At 39.3% G+C, this 22,321-nt stretch carries 26 protein-coding genes; 15 read left to right on the top strand and 11 right to left on the bottom strand.

Going from position 1 to position 22,321, the window contains the following annotated elements; all coding sequences use genetic code 11:
- The first annotated feature begins 75 nt into the window (after window positions 1-75).
- The 11 genes from CVS86_RS02580 to mrdA all read left to right on the top strand — a co-directional run bounded on the left by CVS86_RS02580 (window position 76) and on the right by mrdA (window position 9,202).
- Complete coding sequence (locus tag CVS86_RS02580; RefSeq protein ID WP_107790873.1) at window positions 76-1,332, top strand: diguanylate cyclase; 1,257 nt, start codon at window positions 76-78, stop codon at window positions 1,330-1,332.
- The gene (locus tag CVS86_RS02585) at window positions 1,329-2,114 is read left to right on the top strand and encodes a TatD family hydrolase (protein ID WP_107790874.1); all 786 of its coding nucleotides are present in this window, start codon (window positions 1,329-1,331) and stop codon (window positions 2,112-2,114) included. Before CVS86_RS02580 ends, CVS86_RS02585 begins: the two co-directional genes overlap by 4 nt.
- A gap of 65 nt (window positions 2,115-2,179) precedes the next feature.
- Entirely contained in the window at window positions 2,180-3,391 is a 1,212-nt protein-coding gene (locus tag CVS86_RS02590) for a lytic transglycosylase domain-containing protein (protein WP_012140081.1), read from the top strand.
- Window positions 3,378-4,238 carry a septal ring lytic transglycosylase RlpA family protein gene (locus CVS86_RS02595; protein ID WP_009294185.1) on the top strand — a complete coding sequence of 287 codons (861 nt, stop codon included), beginning with the start codon at window positions 3,378-3,380 and terminating at the stop codon, window positions 4,236-4,238. Before CVS86_RS02590 ends, CVS86_RS02595 begins: the two co-directional genes overlap by 14 nt.
- Window positions 4,239-4,253: 15 nt before the next feature.
- Complete coding sequence (hisB, locus tag CVS86_RS02600) at window positions 4,254-4,829, top strand: imidazoleglycerol-phosphate dehydratase HisB (protein ID WP_035142991.1); 576 nt, start codon at window positions 4,254-4,256, stop codon at window positions 4,827-4,829.
- Window positions 4,826-5,314 carry a KdsC family phosphatase gene (locus CVS86_RS02605; protein ID WP_107790875.1) on the top strand — a complete coding sequence of 163 codons (489 nt, stop codon included), beginning with the start codon at window positions 4,826-4,828 and terminating at the stop codon, window positions 5,312-5,314. The genes hisB and CVS86_RS02605 overlap by 4 nt, the downstream gene beginning before the upstream one ends.
- Window positions 5,305-5,832, top strand: a complete 528-nt coding sequence (gene lptC / locus CVS86_RS02610) for an LPS export ABC transporter periplasmic protein LptC (RefSeq protein WP_107790876.1) — start codon at window positions 5,305-5,307, stop codon at window positions 5,830-5,832. The genes CVS86_RS02605 and lptC overlap by 10 nt, the downstream gene beginning before the upstream one ends.
- Window positions 5,805-6,281, top strand: coding sequence for a lipopolysaccharide transport periplasmic protein LptA (lptA, locus tag CVS86_RS02615; RefSeq protein ID WP_103615407.1), 477 nt, complete (start codon window positions 5,805-5,807; stop codon window positions 6,279-6,281). The genes lptC and lptA overlap by 28 nt, the downstream gene beginning before the upstream one ends.
- The gene (gene yihA, locus CVS86_RS02620; protein ID WP_004317590.1) at window positions 6,278-6,889 is read left to right on the top strand and encodes a ribosome biogenesis GTP-binding protein YihA/YsxC; all 612 of its coding nucleotides are present in this window, start codon (window positions 6,278-6,280) and stop codon (window positions 6,887-6,889) included. Before lptA ends, yihA begins: the two co-directional genes overlap by 4 nt.
- A gap of 1 nt (window position 6,890) precedes the next feature.
- Window positions 6,891-7,382 (top strand): hypothetical protein, encoded by a 492-nt coding sequence (locus tag CVS86_RS02625; RefSeq protein ID WP_107790877.1) that lies wholly within the window; start codon window positions 6,891-6,893, stop codon window positions 7,380-7,382.
- Window positions 7,379-9,202: a penicillin-binding protein 2 gene (gene mrdA, locus CVS86_RS02630; RefSeq protein ID WP_107790878.1), complete on the top strand. Its 1,824-nt coding sequence runs from the start codon at window positions 7,379-7,381 to the stop codon at window positions 9,200-9,202. The genes CVS86_RS02625 and mrdA overlap by 4 nt, the downstream gene beginning before the upstream one ends.
- 224 nt (window positions 9,203-9,426) lie before the next feature.
- On the opposite strand, the gene rpsR is transcribed toward mrdA, so the two are convergent.
- The 6 genes from rpsR to CVS86_RS02660 form a co-directional block, all read right to left on the bottom strand.
- Window positions 9,427-9,687, bottom strand: coding sequence for a 30S ribosomal protein S18 (gene rpsR, locus CVS86_RS02635; RefSeq protein ID WP_087580958.1), 261 nt, complete (start codon window positions 9,685-9,687; stop codon window positions 9,427-9,429).
- Between the two features lie 16 nt (window positions 9,688-9,703).
- Window positions 9,704-10,231 (bottom strand): single-stranded DNA-binding protein, encoded by a 528-nt coding sequence (locus tag CVS86_RS02640; RefSeq protein ID WP_103639587.1) that lies wholly within the window; start codon window positions 10,229-10,231, stop codon window positions 9,704-9,706.
- 13 nt (window positions 10,232-10,244) lie between these two features.
- The gene (gene rpsF / locus CVS86_RS02645) at window positions 10,245-10,664 is read right to left on the bottom strand and encodes a 30S ribosomal protein S6 (protein WP_004317779.1); all 420 of its coding nucleotides are present in this window, start codon (window positions 10,662-10,664) and stop codon (window positions 10,245-10,247) included.
- A 77-nt stretch (window positions 10,665-10,741) separates the two neighbouring features.
- Complete coding sequence (gene holA / locus CVS86_RS02650) at window positions 10,742-11,740, bottom strand: DNA polymerase III subunit delta (protein ID WP_004317781.1); 999 nt, start codon at window positions 11,738-11,740, stop codon at window positions 10,742-10,744.
- Window positions 11,733-13,652 carry an RNB domain-containing ribonuclease gene (locus CVS86_RS02655; protein ID WP_107790879.1) on the bottom strand — a complete coding sequence of 640 codons (1,920 nt, stop codon included), beginning with the start codon at window positions 13,650-13,652 and terminating at the stop codon, window positions 11,733-11,735. Before CVS86_RS02655 ends, holA begins: the two co-directional genes overlap by 8 nt.
- Window positions 13,649-14,467, bottom strand: coding sequence for an HDOD domain-containing protein (locus tag CVS86_RS02660; protein WP_012140069.1), 819 nt, complete (start codon window positions 14,465-14,467; stop codon window positions 13,649-13,651). The genes CVS86_RS02655 and CVS86_RS02660 overlap by 4 nt, the downstream gene beginning before the upstream one ends.
- Before the next feature lie 147 nt (window positions 14,468-14,614).
- Here CVS86_RS02660 and ilvC point away from each other — a divergent pair, with 147 nt between their 5' ends.
- The 4 genes from ilvC to ruvX are packed head-to-tail and all read left to right on the top strand — an operon-like array spanning window position 14,615 to window position 18,236.
- Entirely contained in the window at window positions 14,615-15,637 is a 1,023-nt protein-coding gene (gene ilvC / locus CVS86_RS02665) for a ketol-acid reductoisomerase (RefSeq protein WP_107790880.1), read from the top strand.
- Window positions 15,638-15,640: 3 nt separating this feature from the next.
- Complete coding sequence (locus tag CVS86_RS02670; protein ID WP_107790881.1) at window positions 15,641-17,089, top strand: divergent polysaccharide deacetylase family protein; 1,449 nt, start codon at window positions 15,641-15,643, stop codon at window positions 17,087-17,089.
- Window positions 17,086-17,856: a DNA-processing protein DprA gene (gene dprA, locus CVS86_RS02675; RefSeq protein WP_107790882.1), complete on the top strand. Its 771-nt coding sequence runs from the start codon at window positions 17,086-17,088 to the stop codon at window positions 17,854-17,856. Before CVS86_RS02670 ends, dprA begins: the two co-directional genes overlap by 4 nt.
- Window positions 17,853-18,236: a Holliday junction resolvase RuvX gene (ruvX, locus tag CVS86_RS02680; protein ID WP_004317765.1), complete on the top strand. Its 384-nt coding sequence runs from the start codon at window positions 17,853-17,855 to the stop codon at window positions 18,234-18,236. Before dprA ends, ruvX begins: the two co-directional genes overlap by 4 nt.
- Here the strand turns inward: ruvX and CVS86_RS02685 are convergent.
- The 5 genes from CVS86_RS02685 to hemW form a co-directional block, all read right to left on the bottom strand.
- Window positions 18,231-19,025 (bottom strand): hypothetical protein, encoded by a 795-nt coding sequence (locus CVS86_RS02685; protein ID WP_107790883.1) that lies wholly within the window; start codon window positions 19,023-19,025, stop codon window positions 18,231-18,233. The two genes, ruvX and CVS86_RS02685, sit on opposite strands and share 6 nt — an antisense overlap.
- On the bottom strand, window positions 19,022-20,044 hold the full coding sequence (queA, locus tag CVS86_RS02690; RefSeq protein ID WP_107790884.1) for a tRNA preQ1(34) S-adenosylmethionine ribosyltransferase-isomerase QueA: 1,023 nt from the start codon (window positions 20,042-20,044) through the stop codon (window positions 19,022-19,024). Before queA ends, CVS86_RS02685 begins: the two co-directional genes overlap by 4 nt.
- Entirely contained in the window at window positions 20,037-20,792 is a 756-nt protein-coding gene (gene tatC, locus CVS86_RS02695; RefSeq protein WP_107790885.1) for a twin-arginine translocase subunit TatC, read from the bottom strand. Before tatC ends, queA begins: the two co-directional genes overlap by 8 nt.
- Window positions 20,792-21,190, bottom strand: coding sequence for a Sec-independent protein translocase protein TatB (gene tatB / locus CVS86_RS02700; protein ID WP_012140063.1), 399 nt, complete (start codon window positions 21,188-21,190; stop codon window positions 20,792-20,794). The genes tatC and tatB overlap by 1 nt, the downstream gene beginning before the upstream one ends.
- Before the next feature lie 67 nt (window positions 21,191-21,257).
- The gene (gene hemW / locus CVS86_RS02710; RefSeq protein ID WP_107790886.1) at window positions 21,258-22,304 is read right to left on the bottom strand and encodes a radical SAM family heme chaperone HemW; all 1,047 of its coding nucleotides are present in this window, start codon (window positions 22,302-22,304) and stop codon (window positions 21,258-21,260) included.
- Window positions 22,305-22,321 lie beyond the last annotated feature (17 nt).

Consider the following 22,321-nt stretch of genomic DNA (forward strand, 5'->3'; position numbering starts at 1 on the left):
TTTTAAATTTAAGCTTTGTGATTAGGTTTATTTGTTAAAATCCGAGCTAGTTTAATAAAAAATCACAGGAATAATATGGAAAGAATTCTAGTAGTTGATGATAATAAGGCACTTGCGAAGCTAATCGTCATGCAGATGGAAAAGAGCATTGAGGATATGGCGATCGACGTTGCGTACGATTTTGCCGAAGCCCAGATGCTAATTAGCGAGCACGGCAAAGATTATTTTATGACTATCTTGGATCTAAATTTACCTGACGCACCAAATGGTGAGATCGTTGATTATGTCCTTGCTCAAGGGCTCTGTGCTATCGTTTTAACTGGTAGCATCGATGATAAGACGAAAGAATTTTTTATAAACAAAGACATAGTTGATTACGTCTATAAGGGCAATATGGATGATATCAACTACATCTTTCAAATGATAAACAGACTAAGCAAAAATAGACAATACAAAGTTCTAGTCGTTGAGGACTCACTACCTTTTAGAAATATGATAAAAAAAATCTTAACTAGCCTTCAGTTTAAGGTTTTAGCAGCAGCTCACGGCGAAGAGGCGATGAACTATTTTGCTGATAATCCTGATATAAATTTAATCATAACTGACTATAGAATGCCTGTTAAAGATGGTTTAGAGGTCTTAAAAGAGGTTAGAAAAGAGAAAGACAAAAACCACCTTGGCGTGATCGTGATGACCTCGCCTAGCGAAAAGACTGATGCTTCGATATTTTTAAAAAATGGAGCTAGCGACTTTATAGCAAAGCCATTTTCAAAAGAAGAGCTCATTTGCCGTGTAAATAACACCATTGAGGCGATGGAGAATATAAATAAGATAGCAAATTTTGCCAACCGCGACTTTTTAACTGGCGCTTACAATAGAAGATTTTTTTACCAAGATATAGAAGAGTATGTCCAAGCAGCTGAAGAGCTTGATGAGCCTTATGCATTTGCTATGCTTGATATAGATCACTTTAAAAAGATAAATGACACATACGGACATGATGGTGGCGACAAGATACTAAAATCACTCGCAAAGATACTAACTGACAACACAAAAGGAAGAGATGTGGTCGCTAGGTTTGGTGGCGAGGAGTTTTGTGTCGTTCTTAAAAAGATAGAAAGAGAAGAGGCGATTAAATTTTTTGTAAATTTAAGAGCAAAAGTGGCTGAAAATGAGGTAATCATAAAAGATAAGATCGTAAGAGTGACCGTCTCTATCGGCATATCTTTTGGAAAAGGTCACTGTGAGATAGATGATATGCTTGAAGCTTGCGACTCGGCGCTTTATGTCGCAAAAGAAAATGGTAGAAATAGGGTAGAAATAGCTTTATGATTATAGATACGCATTGCCATTTGGATAGTAAAGTTTATGATTTTGACCTAGAGCGAATTTTATCTGAAGCCAGAAATTTAGGGCTAAAAGGCTTTGTTATCCCTGGAGCTGATATTAATGATTTACCAAAAGCGGCTAAAATAGCGCACGAAAAAAATGATATTTTCTTTGCCGTTGGGGTTCATCCCTATGATAAAGAAAATTTTGATATGGCGACTTTAAGAGAATTTGCCAAAGACAAAAAGTGCGTGGCTATCGGTGAATGTGGGCTTGACTACTACCGCTTGCCAAAAGATGAAGAAGAAAAGATAAGAGAAAAAGAAGATCAAAAACGTGTTTTTCTAGCTCAACTTGATTTGGCAGTTGAGTTAAAAAAACCCGTTATCCTCCACATCAGAGAGGCTAATGAGGACTCTTTTAACATTTTAAAAGAGTATGCGCCAAAGCTTGAAGCTGGGGCAGTTTTGCATTGTTATAATGCCTCGCCACTTCTTTTGGAGCTTTGCAAATTTGGGAATTTTTACTTTGGCATAGGTGGCGTTTTGACATTTAAAAACGCTAAGAATTTAGTTGAAATTCTGCCAAAAATTCCTTTTGATAGGGTATTGATAGAGACTGACGCCCCTTATCTCACGCCAGAACCAAATCGTGGCAAGAGAAATGAGCCGGCGTTTACGACATTTGTTGCTAAAAAGATAGCTGAAATTTTAAACCTTGAATTTGAAGTAGTTTGTAAAACGACTTCAGATAATGCCAAAAGGTTATTTAAGTGCTTTGCCTAAATTTTGGGCATTGTGCTTGCTTAAGATGCTAGCATCATTAAGCTTTGACACGAAAAAGGATAGAAATGAAAGCAATGCTTAAGATATTTTTATTATTTGCATGTAGCACCTTGCTACTAGCAAATGCCCCTGAGAAGAGCTCTTATGACACTCAGGTTAAAATTTTAAAAGAGCTAGACATCGATGCTAGCTTTATGAAAACTTCTCACTATGCAAAGATGAGACAAGGCATACAAAACTCACAGGTAAGAACATTTACAGATGCCTTGAAAAATGGCTATATGTATATACCAATGATAAAAGAGCAGATCAAAAAATCAGGCGTGCCTGAGTCATTTTTCTATCTAGCTATGATAGAGTCAGGCTTTTCAAATCACACTGTCTCAAATGCTAAAGCTACTGGTATGTGGCAGTTTATGGAGCAAACAGCAAAAATTCATGGCCTAAAAGTAGGGCAATACACCGACGAGAGAAAAGATCCAGTCGAATCAACTGTCGCAGCTACAAACTATCTAAGATCACTTAAAAATCAATTTGGCAAATGGTACTTGGCAGCAATGGCATATAACTGCGGCGATGGTGCATTAAAAAAAGCTATACAAAAAGCTGGTACAGACGATCTTGTAACGCTTCTTGATGCTGAGAAAAAATACCTCCCAGCTGAGACTAGAAATTTTATCATTAAAATTTTAAGAGCGGCATATATAGCAAAAGATGCGGACTTTTTGATATCTAAAGAGTCGTCTTTACTAAACATAAATGGCGGATTAAGACTTACGAAAGTAAAAGTGCCAGGCGGTACAAATTTGGCTCAGATAGGCGACAGCATCGGTCTTAGCACAAAAAAGATGAAAAGTAATAACCCACATTTAAAATTTGTATTTACACCTCCAACTTTAAAAGATTATTACGTTTATATCCCTGAAAATAAAAAGCAACTTTTCTCAGATAATTTCAAACCATTTAATGGTAAAAATAACTTCTACGCATACACTGTAAAAAAAGGCGAGACCTTGCTCTCTATCTCTAAAAAAACAGGTGTTAGCCACAGAGCGATCAAGGACTACAACGAGCTTAGCACAAACGCAGTAAGCTACAATCAAAAACTAATAATCCCTTTTTCTACTCAAAATAAATCTCACAACTACGTAGTTCAAACAGGCGATACTATCGCATCTTTATCAAAGAAATTTAATGTAAGTGAAAAAGATATAAAAGATGCAAATTCTTTGGCTAGTTCAAATTTAAATGTCGGAGCAAATATTGTCATACCGTAAGAGCCTAAATTTCTACTTAGGACTAAGTTTTACACTTCTAATCACTGGTTGTTCTTGGAGCGGGGCTCCATTTACTCCAAGTGGCCCAACTAATGTAAGAGGCAACAACTCCGCCTCAGTTCAAAAAGCAACAATGAGACCATACACGATAAACGGCAAAACATACTATCCAACCGTCGTAAGTGTCGGCGATAAAGCTAGCGGAACGGCAAGCTGGTATGGTCCAAATTTTCACGGTAAAACAACCTCAAATGGCGAAGTTTATAATATGTATAATATGACTGCGGCGCATAAGACTTTGCCGATGAATACAATACTTAAAGTAACAAATTTAAGAAATCAAAAAAGCGTCATCGTGCGTGTAAATGACAGAGGACCTTTTGTGGCTGACAGGGTGCTTGACCTTTCAAAAGCAGCTGCGATGAAGCTTGATGTCATCGGCACTGGCACAGCTCCAGTTAGTATGGAGGTTATCGGCTTTAATGAAGACATTAACGCTGTTACAACCGCTAGCGCGCAACCAACAAAACCAACAAGTACTGGCATAAAAGTGCCAAATCCAGTCTCTCCAACGGCCCCAGTTGGCGGCATCGTGATCTCATCAGAGCAACGCGTTGTGGGTGGAGATTTTATGGTGCAAATTGGCTCGTTTAAGAACCTTGAAGGCGCAAACAGATACCAAAGAGAGCATAAAAGTATAGATGGCTATAGATCAGTCGTTAAGACATTTACGATAGATGGCTCAACTATTTATAGGGTATTTTTAAATGGCTTTAGAAGCGAGGACGAGGCTAGGGATTACGCAAGAAGCGGCAAATTCCAAGGCGCATTTATAGTAAGAGGTTAGGGCGTGAGAGAGGAAATTTTAGAACTAACTAGAAACACAAAAGAGACGCAAATTTCGATGAAGCTCAAAATTTACGGCTCTGGGGTTGCAAAGATAAGCACAGGCATTGGCTTTTTTGACCATATGCTTGAAGCTTTTACCAAGCACTCTTTGCTTGATCTTGAAATTTCATGTAAGGGCGACACGCATGTGGATTTTCATCACAGCGTCGAGGATGTTGGCATAGTTTTGGGGCAGCTTTTAAAAGAGGCTTTATATCCATTAAGTGGTGTTGAGAGGTTTGGCGAGGCGAGCGTTGTTATGGACGAGGCGGCTGTTTTTTGCGCACTAGATCTTAGTAACAGAGCTTACCTTGTATATGAAAATTTTAATGAAAATGCTAAGGTTGGCGAGTTTGACACTGAGCTTGTGGAGGAGTTTTTTAGAGCAGTTGCTATAAATTCAGCCATCACCCTTCATCTAAATCAAATTCGTGGCAAAAACACTCACCACATCATTGAAGCAACGTTTAAATCATTTGCCGTAGCACTCCGCAGAGCACTTGCCAAAAACGCAAGGATCGGCACTCCAAGCACTAAGGGCGTTTTATGATAGAAATTATATTTTTAGATGTTGATGGGTGCCTCACTGATGGCAAAATTATCTACAATGCAAACGGCGAAGAGCTTAAATTTTTTGATGTAAAAGATGGCTACGCGATAGAGAGCTGGCTAAAACTTGGCAAGAAAGTGGCTATCATCACTGGCAGAAAGTCGGCTATCGTTGAGCGAAGGGCTGAGGATCTAAAGATAAACCACGTCTATCAAGGCGTTGGCGATAAATTTGAAGTAGCAAGCGAGATATTAAAATTTGAAGGGCTTAGCTTTAAAAACGCAGCGGCTATCGGCGATGACTACAACGACTATAAAATTTTAGACGCAGTTGCATGGAGCTTTAAGCCAAAAGATGCCATTAAAGAGCTTGGTGTAAAGACAAAGCTAAAGCACAAAGGTGGCAATGGCGCTGTTAGAGAGATGATCGAGATGATCATAAAATCAGAAAATTTATATGACGAGTGGTCTAAGCGTTGGTTGTAAAAATTTTCTACTTCGTCGTGGCTATTTTTAGTGCTGTGATGATATTTTTAGCGGCTCAAGACCCATACCTAGCAAACGTTCTAAAAGTAGATACCAAGATATCAAATATGCAGGTAAATGACGTGGTTGATTATGAGATAAACTCGACCAAGATAAGCGGAGTTTATGAGAGCGACGAGCTAAACAGATATAGCGACAGGGATGAATTCTTAGACTTTAAGGCAAAAATTTTAAGAGGAAATTTGAAGCACTTTCTAAGCTCAGACAAGGCTATCTCGCAAAATGATGAGATAATCTTTCAAAAAAATGCAAACTATGAAAACAATGATAGTTTGAAATTTAAAAGCGATGAAGTTATATATAACACAAAGACAAAAATAGTAAGATCAGAGGCAAATTTCACCATCACTAGAAATGGCGACAAAGCACTAGGCGATAGTGGAAGCTACGATCTTGGTAAAAAACAAACGCAGATAAAAGGGTTAAGGGCATGGGTAGAAGAAAAGCAGCGATTTTAGCGATGATTTTGGGCTTTACATTTTTAAATGCAGAGCAAGTTGAGATCACTTCAAATGATTTTTTTGCAGATGAAAATAAGCAAATCAGTGAATTTGTGGGCAATGTAAATATCAAAAAAGGCTCATACGACGAGCTAAAGGCAAACAAAGTCGTTGTGCATTTTGATAAAAAGCGCCAGCCAGTAAAATATGTAGCCACAGGCAACGCTAGAGCTAAAATTTTCATGAAAGATAAGCACTATGAAGGCAAGGGCGATACGCTTACATACGAGCCTGCAAAGCAGACATACACAGTAACTGGCAACGGCTACTTGCACGAGGTAGAGACTGATAAAAATGTCTATGGCGATAAGATCGTGGTCAATCAAAAAGATGGCACATATAGCGTAAATAGCGATGAGAAAAAGCCGGTTAAATTTATCTTTCAGATCGAGGATAAAACCAAGTGATAAGAGCTTTGAGCGCTAAATTTATCACATCAAGCCCAAGCATAAAAGAGGCTCCAAGCTTTGTGACAAGCGAGGTGGTCTTTTTAGGCAGGTCAAATGTAGGTAAAAGTAGCCTCATAAACGCACTTGTAAATCAAAAAAATTTAGCCAAAAGCTCATCAACTCCTGGCAAAACGCAGCTTATAAATTTCTTTGAGGCTGAGTTTTGTGAGGAAAAGGAAGAGAGTGAAAAAGAGAAATTTAAGCTCATCTTGGTCGATCTACCTGGCTTTGGCTATGCAAAAGTGGCAAAGTCAAAACACGACGAGTGGCGCAAAAATTTAGATGAGTTTTTGAAATTTAGAAGCGACATCAGACTTTTTATACATCTAATCGACGCTAGACACTTTGACCTAGACATCGACGTAAACGTGGATTCTTACCTAAAAAGCTTTTTAAGAGCTGATCAGAAAATCTTAAATTTATACACAAAAAGCGACAAGCTAAATCAAAGCCAAAAGAGTGCGATAATGAAATTTGACCCAAGTGGCATTTTGGTCTCGACACTCAGCAAAAGCGGCATCGACAAGGCACGGGAAGCTATCATAAACCACGCTCTTGGTAGGTAAAATGCAAACCATAAGCAGCTTAGATATTAAAATTTTCAAAGGCTTTTGGTGGGTCATTTTTTTGCTCTCTTATGAGATCGCAACTACGCAGTTTGGCTTCTTGCCGCCACTTATTGGCATCTTTTTTACATATATGATTTTAGAGTATTCAAGAAAGCAAAAGCAGTATGATGAGTTTAAGCCCTCATGGTATTTTTCGCTCGTTTTCTTGGTCTTTGCTGAGCAAATTCATGGCTTTTATCTCTTCTCAACGATCATTGCGTTTTTGCTATTTTACAACTTCGTGCTAGATTGGCTCTATACGACGATGAAGTGGCGAAACTGCCTGCTCATCATCTTTGTCGCCTCTGGCTATGTGCTAACTTTTCTTGTAAATAACCTTTTTGCCTACGTCTTAAACGAGCCAAATTTGACTTTTAGCGCGGAGTATCTCTTTTTTATAGCGCTTGAAAGTGTGTTTGCTATCGTGCTTTTTAGGGACAAAGTGCTATGAGGATGCGTATCGTTTTTGGCGTGATCGCTCTTTTTTGGATCATGCTTTTGGGGCGGATTTATCACCTAAGTGTCAATTCAAACACCTACTACAACGAGATCGCTGAGCAAAATGCGATAAAAACTATCTACATCCCGCCAGTTAGAGGCATCATCTTTGATGCGCACGACAAGCCTATGGCGGTCAATCGCCTCGGCTTTTCTATCTATATAAGGCCGCACCTTAGCGCAAATAAAAAGGTAAAAATTTTAGACGATGAGTTAGCCTACATCGGCTCGCTATTTGGCGATCTAAATGTCACTAAGCTTAAAAATGAATATATCAAAAACGACTCAGCCTACAACCAAGACTTCATAAATGTGGTCGAATTTGTTGATTATGATAAATTTCTGCCATTTTTTGCACCCCTTTCTCTGCGTGAAAATTTAGAGATAAGACCCGCATCAAAGCGCCACTATCCATACAATGACCTGGCTTCTCACATCATCGGCTATGTCGGCAGGGCAAATCAAAAAGATATGGAAAACGATCCTTTGACAAAGCTTACAAACTATATCGGTAGAAGCGGCGTAGAGCGCTTTTACAACCCGATCTTACAAGGAATTCAGGGTTTTAAAAAGATCAAGGTAAATGCGCTAAATGAGGAGATCGAGCAGGTGAGCTATCAAGCGCCACAAAGCCAAAATATAAAGCTCGCCGTCGATCTTGAGCTGCAGCAGTTCGTCGCTGACGTCTTTGGTAAGGATGCAGGAAGCGTCATAGTTATGAGCTTAAAAGATGGCGCCATCATCGCAGCAGGAAGCTTTCCTGAGTATGATTTAAATCCTTTTGTGCTTGGAATTTCTCAGGCTGAGTGGGAAGAACTTGTAAAAAACGTCGATCACCCATTTACAAATAAGCTGATAAACGGCCTCTATCCGCCAGGATCTGTCGTAAAAATGGGTATGGCTCTTGCCTTTTTAGACAATGGCATGAGCAAATATGATAGCTTTTTTTGCAGTGGCTCGTATGAGCTTGGAGGGCGTAAATTTCGCTGCTGGAACTCACATGGTCATGGCACAGTTAATATGAACACGGCCATTAGAGAGAGCTGCGATGACTATTTTTACAAGGGTAGTCAAAAGATAGGCATAGACGCCATTGTGCCAATACTTGAGCGCATGGGCTTTGGTAGAAAAACGGAGGTTGATTTGCCAAATGAATTTGTGGGGACCTTGCCAAGTAGGGAGTGGAAGATGAGGAAGTATGGCAAGGCGTGGTTTCAAGGCGAGACGCTCATCACCTCTATCGGACAGGGAAATTTTCTAGTCACGCCTATGCAGGTGGCTAAATACACAGCAGGCCTTGCAACTGGGCTAAATGTGACGCCACATTTTTTAAAGAGCATCGATGGTAAGGATGTTGATTTTACGCCAACAGATGATGCTTTTACGCCGTTTGAGAAGTCACAGCTACCTGCCATTAGGCATGCGATGTATGAGGTGGCAAATCACCCAAGAGGCACGGCAAATAGGCACTTTGTGGGAAGTCTTGTAAAGGTTGCGGCAAAGACTGGAACGGCTCAGGTCGTTGGCATCTCACAAACTGAAAAGAAGCGTATGAAAGAAGAAGATATGGCATATCTGCAAAGATCTCACGCGTGGATGACGACCTATGCGCCTTTTGAGGATCCACAATTCGTCATCACGATGGTTGTCGAGCACGGCGGTCACGGTGGTAGCGCTGCTGGACCAAAAATCTCTCAAATTTATAACAAGCTAGTTGAAATGGGATATATAAAACTAGATAAAGTTCAGGATGAGAAAGAGAAGAAACAATAAATTCTATCTCTAAAAAAATACTAAATATGTCTGTGTATATTTGTTTGCTCGCGAAACGTGAAATAGTTCTTGAAAGATAAAAAAATATAATTAATGATTAGCTGCCTTATGGGTGACATGTATTCTTAATTTTGATATTAACTAAAATGAATATTTAAATTTGTAATAAAGTGATTAAAAATAGTTTTAGAATTTTAGCCCAAAACAGGGCTAAAATTTATGGATTATAGACCTTCAAAAGGGTTTGTAACTACGTCTTTGCGATCAACTATGTAAGGTATGATAGCTGCGTGGCGAGCTCTCTTGATCGCTTTTTCTACCATCTCTTGGTATCTTTTTGATGTGCCAGTTAGGCGTCTTGGCATGATTTTAAATCTTTCTGACAAACAATACTTCAAAAGTGAAGTATCTTTGTAGTCTATAAAATCAATCTTTGCTTCTGTAAATTTGCAATACTTGCGTGAATATTTTCTTTTTTCTGCCATTTTTTATCCTTTAAAATTAAAACGGTATTTCTTCATTGTTGAAGCTATCAGCATCAACGTCTATATCAGGAACTTCTGAATAACTCTCTTGCTTTCTTTGCGGCGTGGCTTGTGGTCTAGCTTCTTGTTGGCGGTTATATTGGTTATTTTGATATCCGCCTTGCTGTCCGTAGCCACCGCTATTTTGGCTATTCATAGAGTATCCGCCTTGTTGCGTTTGGTTATTTGAGCCAAGCATCTCCATACTCTCAACGGCGATAGAGTGTTTTGAGCGATTTTGTCCGTTATTGTCGGTCCACTGATCAAATTTAAGCCTTCCTTCGATAAGCAGCTTTGATCCCTTGTTAAGATATTGGTTTGCTATCTCTGCACTCTTGCCAAAAAATGATATATCAATAAAGCAAGTCTCATCTCTTCTTTCCCCATTTGAGGTGATTTTGCGTGTCACAGCTATACTAGAATTTCCTATGGCAACGCCGCTAGTAGTATATCTAAGCTCTATATCTCTGGTTAAATTTCCAACTAATACTACTTTATTGAACATTTTTTATCCTTGATTATTCTTCTGTAAATGTTTGCTCGTCTACTTTTTCAGCTCTTGGTTCGCGCGGTGCTCTTGGCTCGCGAGGTTCTTTTTTTATAGTTTGCTTGATACCTTTGCAAAGTCTTTCCCAAGCTGCGATTTCGCGTTTGTTTTCATATTTAACGCTTAAAAATCTTATGATATCTTCTGTGATTCTTACGTTTCTTGTAAGCTCTGCAAGAAGTGCTGGTGGAGCTTTATAGTAGATAACAAAGTATGTTCCACGCTCATATTTTTTGATGGTATAAGCTAGTTTTCTAGTGCCCATCTCAACGACAGTAGCGATCTCGCCGCCGTTTTTTGTTATGACTTCTTTTACGAAATCAACCTTAGCTTTAACTTCCTCTTCCGTCAATGTCGGCTTAAGAATAAATAAAAGCTCGTAATGTTTCATTTTTTCTCCTTATGGATATTTAGCTCACTTTGTGAGCAAGGATTTTGCATTAAGCAAGGGTGGATTTTAGCTTAAATTTACTTAATATTTGCTGTTGATATGAGGTGCTGGAGGTTTAAAATGGTTGATAAAACGAAAATTTCTTTATCCATTTTCGTATTTGTTTTTAGCTCTAGCTCGGCTAAATTTAGCGTTTTAAATATCTCTAAATAGGCATTTAAACTTAGCTTTAAGCTATTTGCTTTTAGTAAATTTGCTACATTTACAGGTGGCTGATAGCCTATCGCTTCGTCTAAATTTAAGCGGCCATTTATCTTGATGTAAGAGTAAATTTTAAATAGCCTAAAAAATGCTTTGTAAAGTGAGTTTAGAAGTAAAATTTCATTAAAATTTGGATCTTCTAAGTAGGTAAAAAAGTCGTTTTTTATATCTTTTAGAGCCATAAATTTATTGAAAAAATCATCAAAATTTATCCCACCAAGTCCAAAAACCAGCCTTTTTACATCATCTTGTTCGATGTGGGTGTTTAGGCTCTTTAGTTTTGTTAGCTCGCTTGCTGCAAGGTATAAATTTTCATTATGAGTAAAATAAAGCTCATAAAGTGCGTTTTTGGTTATGTTTAGGCCTATCTTAGCCGAGCTTTTGGCTAGTAAATTTATCGCTTCATCTGGGTTTGAGGGCTTAAAAAATCTAGCAAAATTTGTCCCAAATGCCTTTTGCGTATCAAAAACTAGCTTCATATCAGCCTCATAAAGCTCAAACAAAAAGTAGTTGTCATGGCTTTTTGAGCAAAGCGAGATGAGCTCTTTTAGCTCTTTTGCTGGGATCTTTTTGTCACTTTTTACATAGAGGATATTTTTGCCGCCAAAAAGCGACTGCTCGCTTAGGTGAGAGCTTGCCTGAGCGTAGTTGTACTCGTCAAAATAAAGGCTTAATAAATTTGCATCTTCGCTTGAGTAAAAGCTCAAAATTTCCTTGCCAAAAAGCTCGATCTGAAACTCATCTGCGCCAAAAAGCAAGAAGTAGTTGCTTAAATTTGCATTTGCTAAATTTAGCTCCAAATCTTTTCTATACATCGATCTTTCTTACTACTTTTGCAAAAATTTTAGCGCTTGCGATGTCGGCTTCTGTGATCTTTACGACAAGCTTTTGAAGTAAATTTGCGCTGTATCCAGTGATGAAAATCCTAGCTCCAACGAAATAATCATCGAGCTTAGTAACCAAGACATTTTGGTTTTCGCTCACGTGGCAGCGCACCTCTTTGCCGATATTTGCGGCTGCCCAGCGCGCAAATTTCCTATCCATAAAGTCGTAGGCTACCTTGTCGGCCTCTCTTTCAAGCTCGCTTAATGTTGCACATGTACTTTGGATGTTTAAAAGTAAGAAGTTGTAAAGCTTCTCATCTTTTGAAATTTTAGCCTTTAAAAGTCTGTGTAAAATAAGATCAGAATAGCGTCTAATAGGGCTTGTAAAGTGAGTGTATCTATCAAATCCAAGCCCAAAGTGGCCTAAATTTTCACTTGAGTACTCAGCCTTTTTTTGAGACTTGATTATGAGCTTGTCTATCTCTTCGCGGTTACCCAGCTCATCAGCCTTTGCTTGGATCTTTCTTATCAAATTTGCAAGGTCGCTCTCGTAGGTAAAGTCAAGTCCCAAAAGCTGCAAGTCCTCAAGCAAGGCATCTATCTTTTTAAAATCAGGCGATGCGTGGTTTCTAAAAACGCCTTTTGTGATGAGTTTTGCAGCGGCTTTGTTTGCTAAAAGCATGCAGTCCTCAACAAGTCTGTGCGAGTCGGAGTCGCTTTCAAACCTAGTTTGCGAAATTTGACCCTCTTCATCAAGGCTCATTCTAAGCTCTTTTGTCCTGAAGTCAAACGCGTGCAAAAGCCTTTTTTTGCGAAGCTTTGTGGTGAGTTTAAAAAGTGGCTTGATCCATGAAATTTCACACTCTCTTTTGCCTTCTAAAATTTCATCGATCTCATCGTAGTTAAATCTCCTTTTTGAAAGGATGATTGCTTCAAAAAGCTCCTCTTTTTTTACTTCGTTGTTTGCATCAAGTGAAATTTTAAAACAAAATGCAAGGCGCGGCACATTTGGCTTTAGCGAGCAGATATTTTCACTAAGCGCGCGCGGCAACATCGGCACTGAGATGTGCGGAAAGTAGATAGAAAAGCCTCTTTTTTTAGCCTCGCTATCAATGGCACTATACGCGGTCACATACTCGCTTACATCGGCAATTGCAACGTAAATTTCGCGCTTTTTCTCATCAAAATATATGGCATCGTCAAAGTCTTTGGCATCGACTGGATCGATCGTGCAAAACTCTAAATTTCTTAGATCAACCCTGCTTGGATACATGCTAGCATCGACTTCGTCGCCAAATGCTTTTGCTTCAAGCTCACAAGCCTCGCTAAATTTATCATTTTTATTATAAATAGCAAGCGAAATTTTCTCATCGCTTAGCGGATCTTCTAAATTTCCCAAAACCTCGACTATTTCGTTGTTTAGGTTATTTATCTTTAGTAGCGTCCCAAGCGGGAGCATCTTTAGACTTTTTTGAGTTGCTTTTAGGGTTGTGCTTAGCCCAGTTTTTAAATTTACCCCTAAAATGGCTGCCCCAAAGCGTTTTGTATAGACTACGCTTGTCTCATTTGCAAGCTTTAGGCTCATCACTATTTTAGCACTTTGGCGTTTTTTCTTAAGTGGCAAAAGCTTTGCTAGCACGATATCGCCAAGGTGAGAGTTGTTTAAATTTTTATTTTCGACGATGATATCTTGCTTGAAGCGCTTGTCAAATGGCATGATAAAGCCAGTTGCATTTTGGCTGATGTCTAGCTTGCCGCAGACATAGCCGTTGTTTAGGTAAAATTTATCTTTATGAGAGCTTACGGCACCAAGGTTTAGGAGATTACGTAAGACCTCTTTATCTTCGTTTGATATCTCTTTTTCTTTGATGCCAACGAGTAGTGATGTTAAAAATTCTTTCACAAATTGTCTTTGACTTTGCTAACAGCCATTAAAAATGTATCTCTCTCAAAGCCATATTCGTTTATAAGAAGTGTTGCGTTATTTACGCTCACATCATCAAGCTGGTTAAAGATATTAACCGCTGTTTTTACTACTTTTAACGCTCTTGCGTACTCTTTTATATGATCAGGTGCCTCTTCAGGAGTGTTTGAGTAGAGGATAGAATTTCCAAGCTCGATCTCTAAATTCCACTGCTCAAAAATTTTAGCTGTGACCTCTTCGTTTGTGATGTCTAAAATTTCAGACTCTAAAAGCGCAAGATCATAGGTAGATGAAATTTGTTTTAACTTTGTTTTAAACTCAGCGACTTGATTATTTTCTGTGAGCTCATGTGCTAAAACTATCTTGCCAACTTCAAGCATAAATGAAGCAGGAGAGAGAATTTCTAGATTTTTAGGTTTTATCTTAGAGTACCAGTGATACATCAAAGCATTTTGCATGATTGAGATATTTAAAAAATCTTGTGCGGTAATGTCATACGGCTCTAAATTTATAGAAAAGGTCTTTTTAATAGCACTTGATAGCGCAAAACCGCGGATAGTAGCCATACCAAAAAGTGAAATGGCTCTTGCGATAGTTGTGATCTCTTGAGAAAAACCGTAAAGTGGTGAGTTTGCTGAACGCAAGATATTTGCTGTTAGCATAGGGTCTTTCTCGACCACTTTTGTGAGGTCATTTATCGAGCTATTTTCGTCAGCATGTAGGCGCTGGATCTGTATGACAGTGTCGTCTAGTGGCGGAAGCGCTTTGATTTTTTTAAAAATTGATTCATTCATGTAAAGTGACTCTTTTGGTTAAAAATTTTGTCACATTATAGCAAAAAGCTGCAGCATAAAACTTAAAGATACTTTTTTGCTCTTTTTCAGCAACGTTTTTGTTGCTGAAATGTATAATTTCGCCAAATTTTAACAATAGGAGAAACAATGGCTATAAATGTTTATTATGATAAAGACTGTGATTTAAGCCTTATTCAGGGTAGAAAAGTAGCAATTATCGGCTTTGGCTCACAAGGTCACGCACACGCTGAAAATTTAAGAGATAATGGTGTAAGTGTCGTAATCGGTCTTGCAAAAGGCGGTAAAAGCTGGGCAAAAGCTGAGGCTAAAGGCTTTGAAGTAAAAACTGTAAGTGAAGCTACAAAAGGCGCTGATGTAGTTATGATCCTAACACCAGATGAGCTTCAAGCTGAAATTTATAAAAATGAGATCGAGCCAAATTTAAAAGATCACGCTGCTATCGCATTTGGACATGGTTTTAACGTTCATTTTGGACAGATCAAAGCTCCAGCAAACATAGACGTCATCATGATCGCTCCAAAAGCTCCAGGACACACAGTTAGAAGTGAATTTGTAAGAGGTGGTGGCATACCTGATCTTATCGCTGTTGAGCAAAATGCAAGTGGAAAGGCTAAAGAGATCGCTCTAAGCTATGCTTGCGGCATAGGTGGCGGTAGAACTGGCATCATCGAAACAACATTTAAAGATGAAACTGAAACAGATTTATTTGGCGAGCAAGCCGTGCTTTGCGGTGGTCTTTGCGCACTTGTAAATGCTGGCTTTGATACACTTGTAGAGGCTGGGTATGAGCCTGAGATGGCGTATTTTGAGTGCTTGCACGAGCTAAAACTGATCGTTGATCTAATGTATCAAGGTGGCATGGCTGATATGCGCTACTCTATCTCAAACACAGCTGAATACGGCGACTACGTAAGCGGCGTAAGAGTAGTTGGCGAAGAGAGCAGAAAAGCTATGAAAGAAGTTTTAAGAGAAATTCAAAATGGTAAATTTGCAAAAGACTTCATCCTAGAGAGAAAAGCAGGATATGTTAGAATGAATGCTGAGCGCGGTATAGCCGAGAGAAGCTTGCTAAATAAAACTGGCAAAAAACTTCGTGCAATGATGCCTTGGATAACTAATGGCAAACTTATAGATCAAAGCAAAAACTAAGCCTTGAGCGAAAAAAAGACTACAAAGAAGCGTCCTGCGAAAAAGAGTGCAGGTCGCTCTCATAATAAAATTTTCCTTGGTATCGGTGTTATCGCTGCTATTTTGATAGTAGCACTCATCGCAGCTCTTAGTATCAAAAACAAAGATGTTGAGCAGATAAGTAAAGTAAATGAGCCAAAGATCGAGAAGCAAATTTTAAAAAAAGCTGAGCAAAAAGTTGCTAGCAAAGATAAAAAACAAGAGTATGAGAAGAGAAAATACCCTCTAAAATTTGATGAAGATGAAAATTTAAGTAAAATTTTTACCGATCCTAAACACAAAAGCGAACTTGCTCTAAAGCCAAAAACTGAGCCAAAAGAGCAAAAAAAGATAACTCCTGAGATAAAACCTGAAGTAAAAGTAGAAGCTAAAAAAGAAGAGCCAAAAAAAGAGCAAAACGATACTAAAAATTTGCTTGCAAATTTATATAAAAATATGCAAAGTAGTGTAGATACAAGCTCTGAAGCAAAGAATGAAGAAAAGCCAGAATTAAAGGTCGAGCAAGTAATCGAGCCATTTTACGCAGGCAAAAATGAAGTAAAAGCAGATACAAAAACAGAGCAAAACAAAAGCGCTGAAGCAAATTTAAGCATAAAAGAAAATTTAAAGCATAGTGAAATTTTAAAACCAGAACCTGCTAAAAAAAGCGAGGTCGAGCCTGGCAAAAAAGATAAGAAGCAAATTTACAGTGAAAAACCGCAAAAAGAGAGTGCTAAAAAAGATGACTTTGCGGTTGTGCCATTTACTCCAAATAGCAGCGTAAAAGGGCGTGCTAAGCTAGTGCTAATAATAGATGATGTGGCGACATTTGAGCACGCAGGCATGATAAAGTCGCTTGGTCTAAAGATAACGCCGTCCATTTTTCCAGCGACAAAAACTCATCCAGATACGCCAAATATCGCTAGAACGTTTGAGTTTTATATGATACATCTGCCGATGCAGGCAAAGCACTTTGATAGTCCAGAGATAGGCACTCTCACGATCAACGAGAGCTTTGAGAGTATGCATGAAAAGATAAAAAAGATACGCAAAGACTTCCCGCGTGCAAAATATACAAACAATCACACAGGATCGCGTTTCACGAGTGATTATGACGCGATGGACAAGGCTTATAGAGCGCTGATAGAGCAGGGTTTTATCTTCGTTGATAGCAAAACTATCGCTCAAACTGCGGTGGCAAGGGCTGCGAAAAAGTATAATCAGCCTTACATTTCAAGAGATATATTTTTAGATGATGATCCATCGGCTAGTGCGGTTAGGCGTGAGCTTGTAGCTGCTGTAAATTTAGCCAAAAAAAGAGGCTATGCGATCGCCATCGGACATCCAAAGAAAAATACGATCGCAGTGATAAAAGCTAGCAAAAACAACATCTTAAAAGATGTAGAAGTTGTTTATCTAAAAGATATTTTATGAAGCTTGAAATCATCCCAGAGGTGCTAAATAGGCTAAAAAATCCCCCAAAAGAGCTAAATTTCATAGGCGACACTTCGCTTCTTAGCATGCCAAAAGTAGCAGTCGTTGGTTCAAGAAAGGCAAGTGTCTATACAAAAGAGTGTGTCACAGCACTTTGCGCAGCGCTAAAAAGTGCAAATGTCTGCGTGGTGAGTGGTGGGGCTATCGGTGTGGATATCACAGCTCATAAAGCCGCCATGCCACGAACTATCGGTGTTTTTGCAAATGGACTTGACATCATCTATCCAGCTCAAAATAGGGCGTCGATAAAAGAAATTTATGAAAAAGGCTTGGCTATAAGCGAGTATGACGAGGGTGAGCCGCCGATCGCTTATAGGTTTTTAGAGCGAAACCGCATAGTTGTGGGGCTTGCACAAGCCCTGGTTGTCGCTCAGGCTGATCTAAGAAGCGGCTCGATGCAAAGTGCAAGGCTTGCAAATGAGCTTAAAATCCCTCTCTTTGTCCTGCCGCAGCGCATAAATGAGAGCAATGGGACAAATGCCTTGCTAGCCAGCAAAAAGGCCGAGCTTATCGATGATTACGTTAAATTTGCCTCACTTTTTGGTGAGGTAAAAGAGCAAGAAAAAACAAGCGATGATATCTTGAAATTTTGCAAAAACGGAGTTAGCCTTGATGAAGCATTGGCTAAATTTGGCGAGATCATCTATGAGTACGAGCTTGACGGGCTAGTTGAGATATCAAATTTAAGAGTAAAAAGCGCGCTATGAGAGAGAAATTTATGGCGATCGATGTTGGACTAAAGCGCATAGGGCTTGCTTTTGGCTTTGGCGAGGTCGTGACGCCCCTTGAGCCAGTTCTCAGAAAAAACAGAAACCAAGCCGCAAGAGATGTGAGCCAAAAAGTAAATGAATACGCTCCAAACACGCTAGTGGTGGGCGTGCCAATCGGTGGTAGTAGCGAGGATGAGATGAGAAGGCGCATAGAGCACTTTGTCTCGCTTCTTGACGTGCAGGCTAATATCGTCTATCAAGACGAGGCCTTTAGCAGCAGCGAGGCAAGTGAAATTTACACAAACACAAAGCGAGATGGCAGGCTTGATAGCGTCTCAGCCACCATCATCTTAAAGAGATACCTAAAAATTTTATAAATTCCTAGCCACTATCCCCAAAGTCTCGTGCAAGCTATCGCTAGTAAATGGCTGTCTAAGCGTAGTCATCTTCTCGCTTTTGATGCTTTTGGCTTCATCCTTGCTGATGATGACGATGTAGAAATTCTTAAGCTTTTGATAAGTTAGCATCTCATCAAGCCTTGTTTTGTCGCTTAGATACTCCTTTTGCACAAAGATGATGTCTGGCTTAAAAATAGCATCTTTTATGTGTAAATTTAAACTCTCAAAGCTCTTTTGTTTGCTAAGCTTCAGCCCAGTAAAGCTTAGCTCATGACTTAGCGTTAAAAATAAATTTTCATCATCGCAAGCTATTATCGCATTTTTGCCTATAAGGCTGGCTATCTCGACGCTTTGCCTTTTAAATGTCCCGCTTTTTGGTAGTGGCACGCTTATGCTTATATTAAAGCCGTCCTCTGCTTTGTTCATCTTGGCATTTAGCTCTTTTAGTAGCTCGCCAGCTTCTTTTACTAGCTTCTCATTTGGCTTTTGCGGGCATGAAGTACATCTTATATGTATGTCAAAATGCACCAAACTTAGGCTATAGCTTACTAGAGTAAAGGAGATTAGCAGTTTTGAGTTGCTAACGCTATTTAGGTAAAATTTGCTTAAATTTTTGATCGCGCCTATTAGCTTGTGTGCTTCAAAGCTTAGATAGCGTGGGTAGTTTGGATTGTAGTTAAAGACGATGGCGTTATCTCTAGTGGTTGCGTCCTTAAAAAGTGCCTCTAAAAAAAGCTCCATTTGCGCGATAAAATCGACATTTTTCATATCACAAGCATCCCATCGCCATAAGAGTAAAATCTATACTTTTCACTAACCGCCGTTTCGTAAATCCTCATCGTCTCCTCAAGCCCTATGAAGCTAGTAACTAGCATTATCAGCGTTGATTTTGGTAGGTGAAAATTTGTTAAAAGGTAGTTTTGTCTGATAGGTTTATTGTTTAGATTTAAAAATAGCTTGCAAAAGCCGCTTGGCTGCTTGCTTCTAGCAAATTCTTCAACGCACCTAGTAACTGTCGTGCCAACGCCAAGGATGGGCTTATTTGAGCTTATGATCTCTTGAGCTTTTTCGCTTAGCTCGTAAAACTCAGAGTGCATCTTGTGGTCATTTATGTTTTGACACTCCACGCCCTTAAATGTCCCAGCGCCCACGTGAAGCGTGATGTAGGCGACCTCGTATTTTGCCTTTATTTTCTCTAACATCTGCTCGCTAAAGTGCAGACTAGCTGTCGGAGCCGCAACTGCGCCGCTATTTTTGGCAAATATGCTTTGATACCAGCTCTCATCGTCCTTTGTATCGGCTCTTTTTATGTATGGCGGAAGCGGGACATGACCGATCTTTTCTAGTTCGCTAAAAAGTCGCGCCGTATCTAAAATAACGCCATTTTTGGTGAAATTTACCACCCTTGAGCCATCATCATTTAGCTCCAGTATATTTACCTTTATATCATCAGCGAAATTTAAAACGCTACCGACACTTACTTTGCCCCTTATATAGACGCTAAATTTATTATCGCCAAGTGGTTGATTTAGCATCACTTCGCAGGCTCCGCCGCTTTGCTTGTGCCCTAAAATGCGAGCTTTTATAACCTTTGTATTGTTAAAAATGACTGCCGCGTCCTCTGGGATGAGGCTGGCTAGATCTTTAAATTTATAGTGTTTTATCTCTTTTGTTTTTTTAAGATAAACAAGCAGTCTCGCCTCTTCTTTGGGCAAAACTGGCTCTTTTGCTATGAGCTCACTAGGTAAAAAATAATCATAACTTGAGATGTCGTTTATATCACTCATCGTCTGCGTCGCTATTTATGTCGCTATCTTGTTCATCGTCGTCGCTTTTGCCGGCTCTTTTGGCGACTATTATTGAAATTCCATAAAGTCCGATGAGTGGCAGTGCCATTAAAATTTGACTTATAACATCTGGCGGTGTGACGATGGCTGCAAAGATGAAGATGACGACTACTGCGTATCTGAAATAATCTTTTAGCATCTTGTCATCGACAAGTCCTATCTTTGCTAAGAAAAATGTAATGACTGGCAGCTCAAATGAAATTCCAAAGCCGATCAGTAGTTTTGTAAAAAAGCCAACGTATTCGCCGATGCTTGGCAGTGCCGTAAAGAGCTGACCGCCAAAATTTACCAAAAATGTAAAGCCAAGCGGGATGACCACGTAGTAGCAAAACGCCGCCCCGCACGCAAACATAAATGAAGCAGAGAGCACAAATGGGATCACATATTTTTTTTCATTATCATAAAGTCCAGGTGCGACAAATAGCCAAAACTGCCAAAAAATGATAGGCAAAGCAAGCACTAAGCCAGCAAAAAATGCGACCTTCATCGCAGTGAAAAATGGCTCTTGAATTTGAGTAAAGATGATGTTTGAGCCAGCTGGCAAGACCTGCTTTAGCGGCTCGCTCATCCATGCAAGCAGTGGATTCCAAAATGTAAAACAGATGCCAAAACAGACAAAAACGCTTACTATGCTTATAAAAAGCCTCTTTCTAAGTTCGATCAAATGGGGTCTTAACTCTTCAAACATTACGCCTCTTTTTTATCGTTTAAGATCGCATCTTTAACTAAATTTGTTGGATTTTGTATATTTTCTACCGTTTTTTTGGTGTCGCTTACGACGTTTTGTATGCTCTCAGTGACGTCGCTTGCGCTTTTTTTGATCTCGTCAAGCTCTTCAAATGTGAGCTTTTTACGCACGCTTTGCGCACTTTGAGTTATGCTCTCTTTGTATTTTTGAGCGTCTTCTTTGAGCTCGGCTATCTTCATCTCTTGATCAAAAGTTGATTTTGCGTCGTTTATACCTTTTTTAAACATCTTTAGAAATTTAGCGATCTGCACCATAGCGCTTGGCAGCTTGTCAGGGCCCAAAACTAGCACAGCGATCACGGCGATGACCAAGATCTCAGAAAAACTCATTCCAAACATTTTTGCCTCTGTTAAATTTTATTTAAGCTTTGTATTTTATCTTGACTTTGCTCAAATTTTTATAAATTTAGCCCTCGATAAAGAGTGCGATCTCGTCGCTTAGTAAGAAATTTGGGTTGTAAAATTTGCCATTTTTAAAGAGCAGTTTTTCATTTTCTACAAGTAAATTTGCTCTTTTTTTCTGAGCTTCATTTAAGCGCCCAGCCTCCACACCAACGACGCTTCTAAGCCCTAAAAATATATGCTCTCTTGCTAGCTCGCTTGGGCTTAAAATTTCTCTTTCTCTATGTGTTGGCTGCGTGATATAGGCGTCTATGCTACTTTTGGCGTAGTATCTGGTGGCATCCTTAAAGCCCACGCTAAAAGCCCCAACGCCAAGGTAGTTTTTGCCCTGCCAGTAGCCAAGATTGTGCTTGCAAATTTCTCCGAAATTTGAAATTTCATACTGTTTAAAGCCAGCCCTCTGGATCTGCTCTATCATAAATTTAGCCAAAGTTTCGCTATCCTTTTTATAGCTTTTTTTGCCAGAAAATGGGGTGTTTTCTTCAAGTGTGAGCGAGTAGGCGCTTAGATGCGTGATAGCAAGGCTTTTTAAATTTTCAGCCTCAGCCAAAATGCGCTTTTTAGTATCAAATTTAGTGTCATAGATGAGATCTAAATTTATGCTCTTAAAGCCAGCTGCATGGGCATTTTCAACTGCTTTAAAAATTTGCTCCCTGCTGTGGATGCGCCCTAGAAATTTAAGCTTATCTTCAAAAAAGCTTTGAGCGCCAAAGCTGATGCGGTTTGCGCCTAATTTTTTTATATGCTTTAGCCAGGCTAAATTTGCTGAATTTGGATTTGCTTCAAGTGTGATCTCAGTTTTAGGCGTGCAAAGTGGAGCTAAAATGCTAAAAATCTCATCATAAAGCTTAGCATTTACCGCACTTGGTGTGCCGCCACCAAAAAATATGGTTGAAATTTCTTTTACATTTTGGCTTTTTAGCTGGAAATTTAGATCAAGGCAAAGCGCTTTAAAGTAGGCGCTAACCTTGCTAAATTCGTCATCGCTTGAGCCAAAGGCGCAGTAAGGACACTTGCTCTCGCAAAATGGCACGTGGATATAAACTTGCAAATTTCTCTCTTTTTAAA

It is taken from the genome of Campylobacter concisus (assembly GCF_003048605.1).
GTDB lineage: Bacteria > Campylobacterota > Campylobacteria > Campylobacterales > Campylobacteraceae > Campylobacter_A > Campylobacter_A concisus_BM.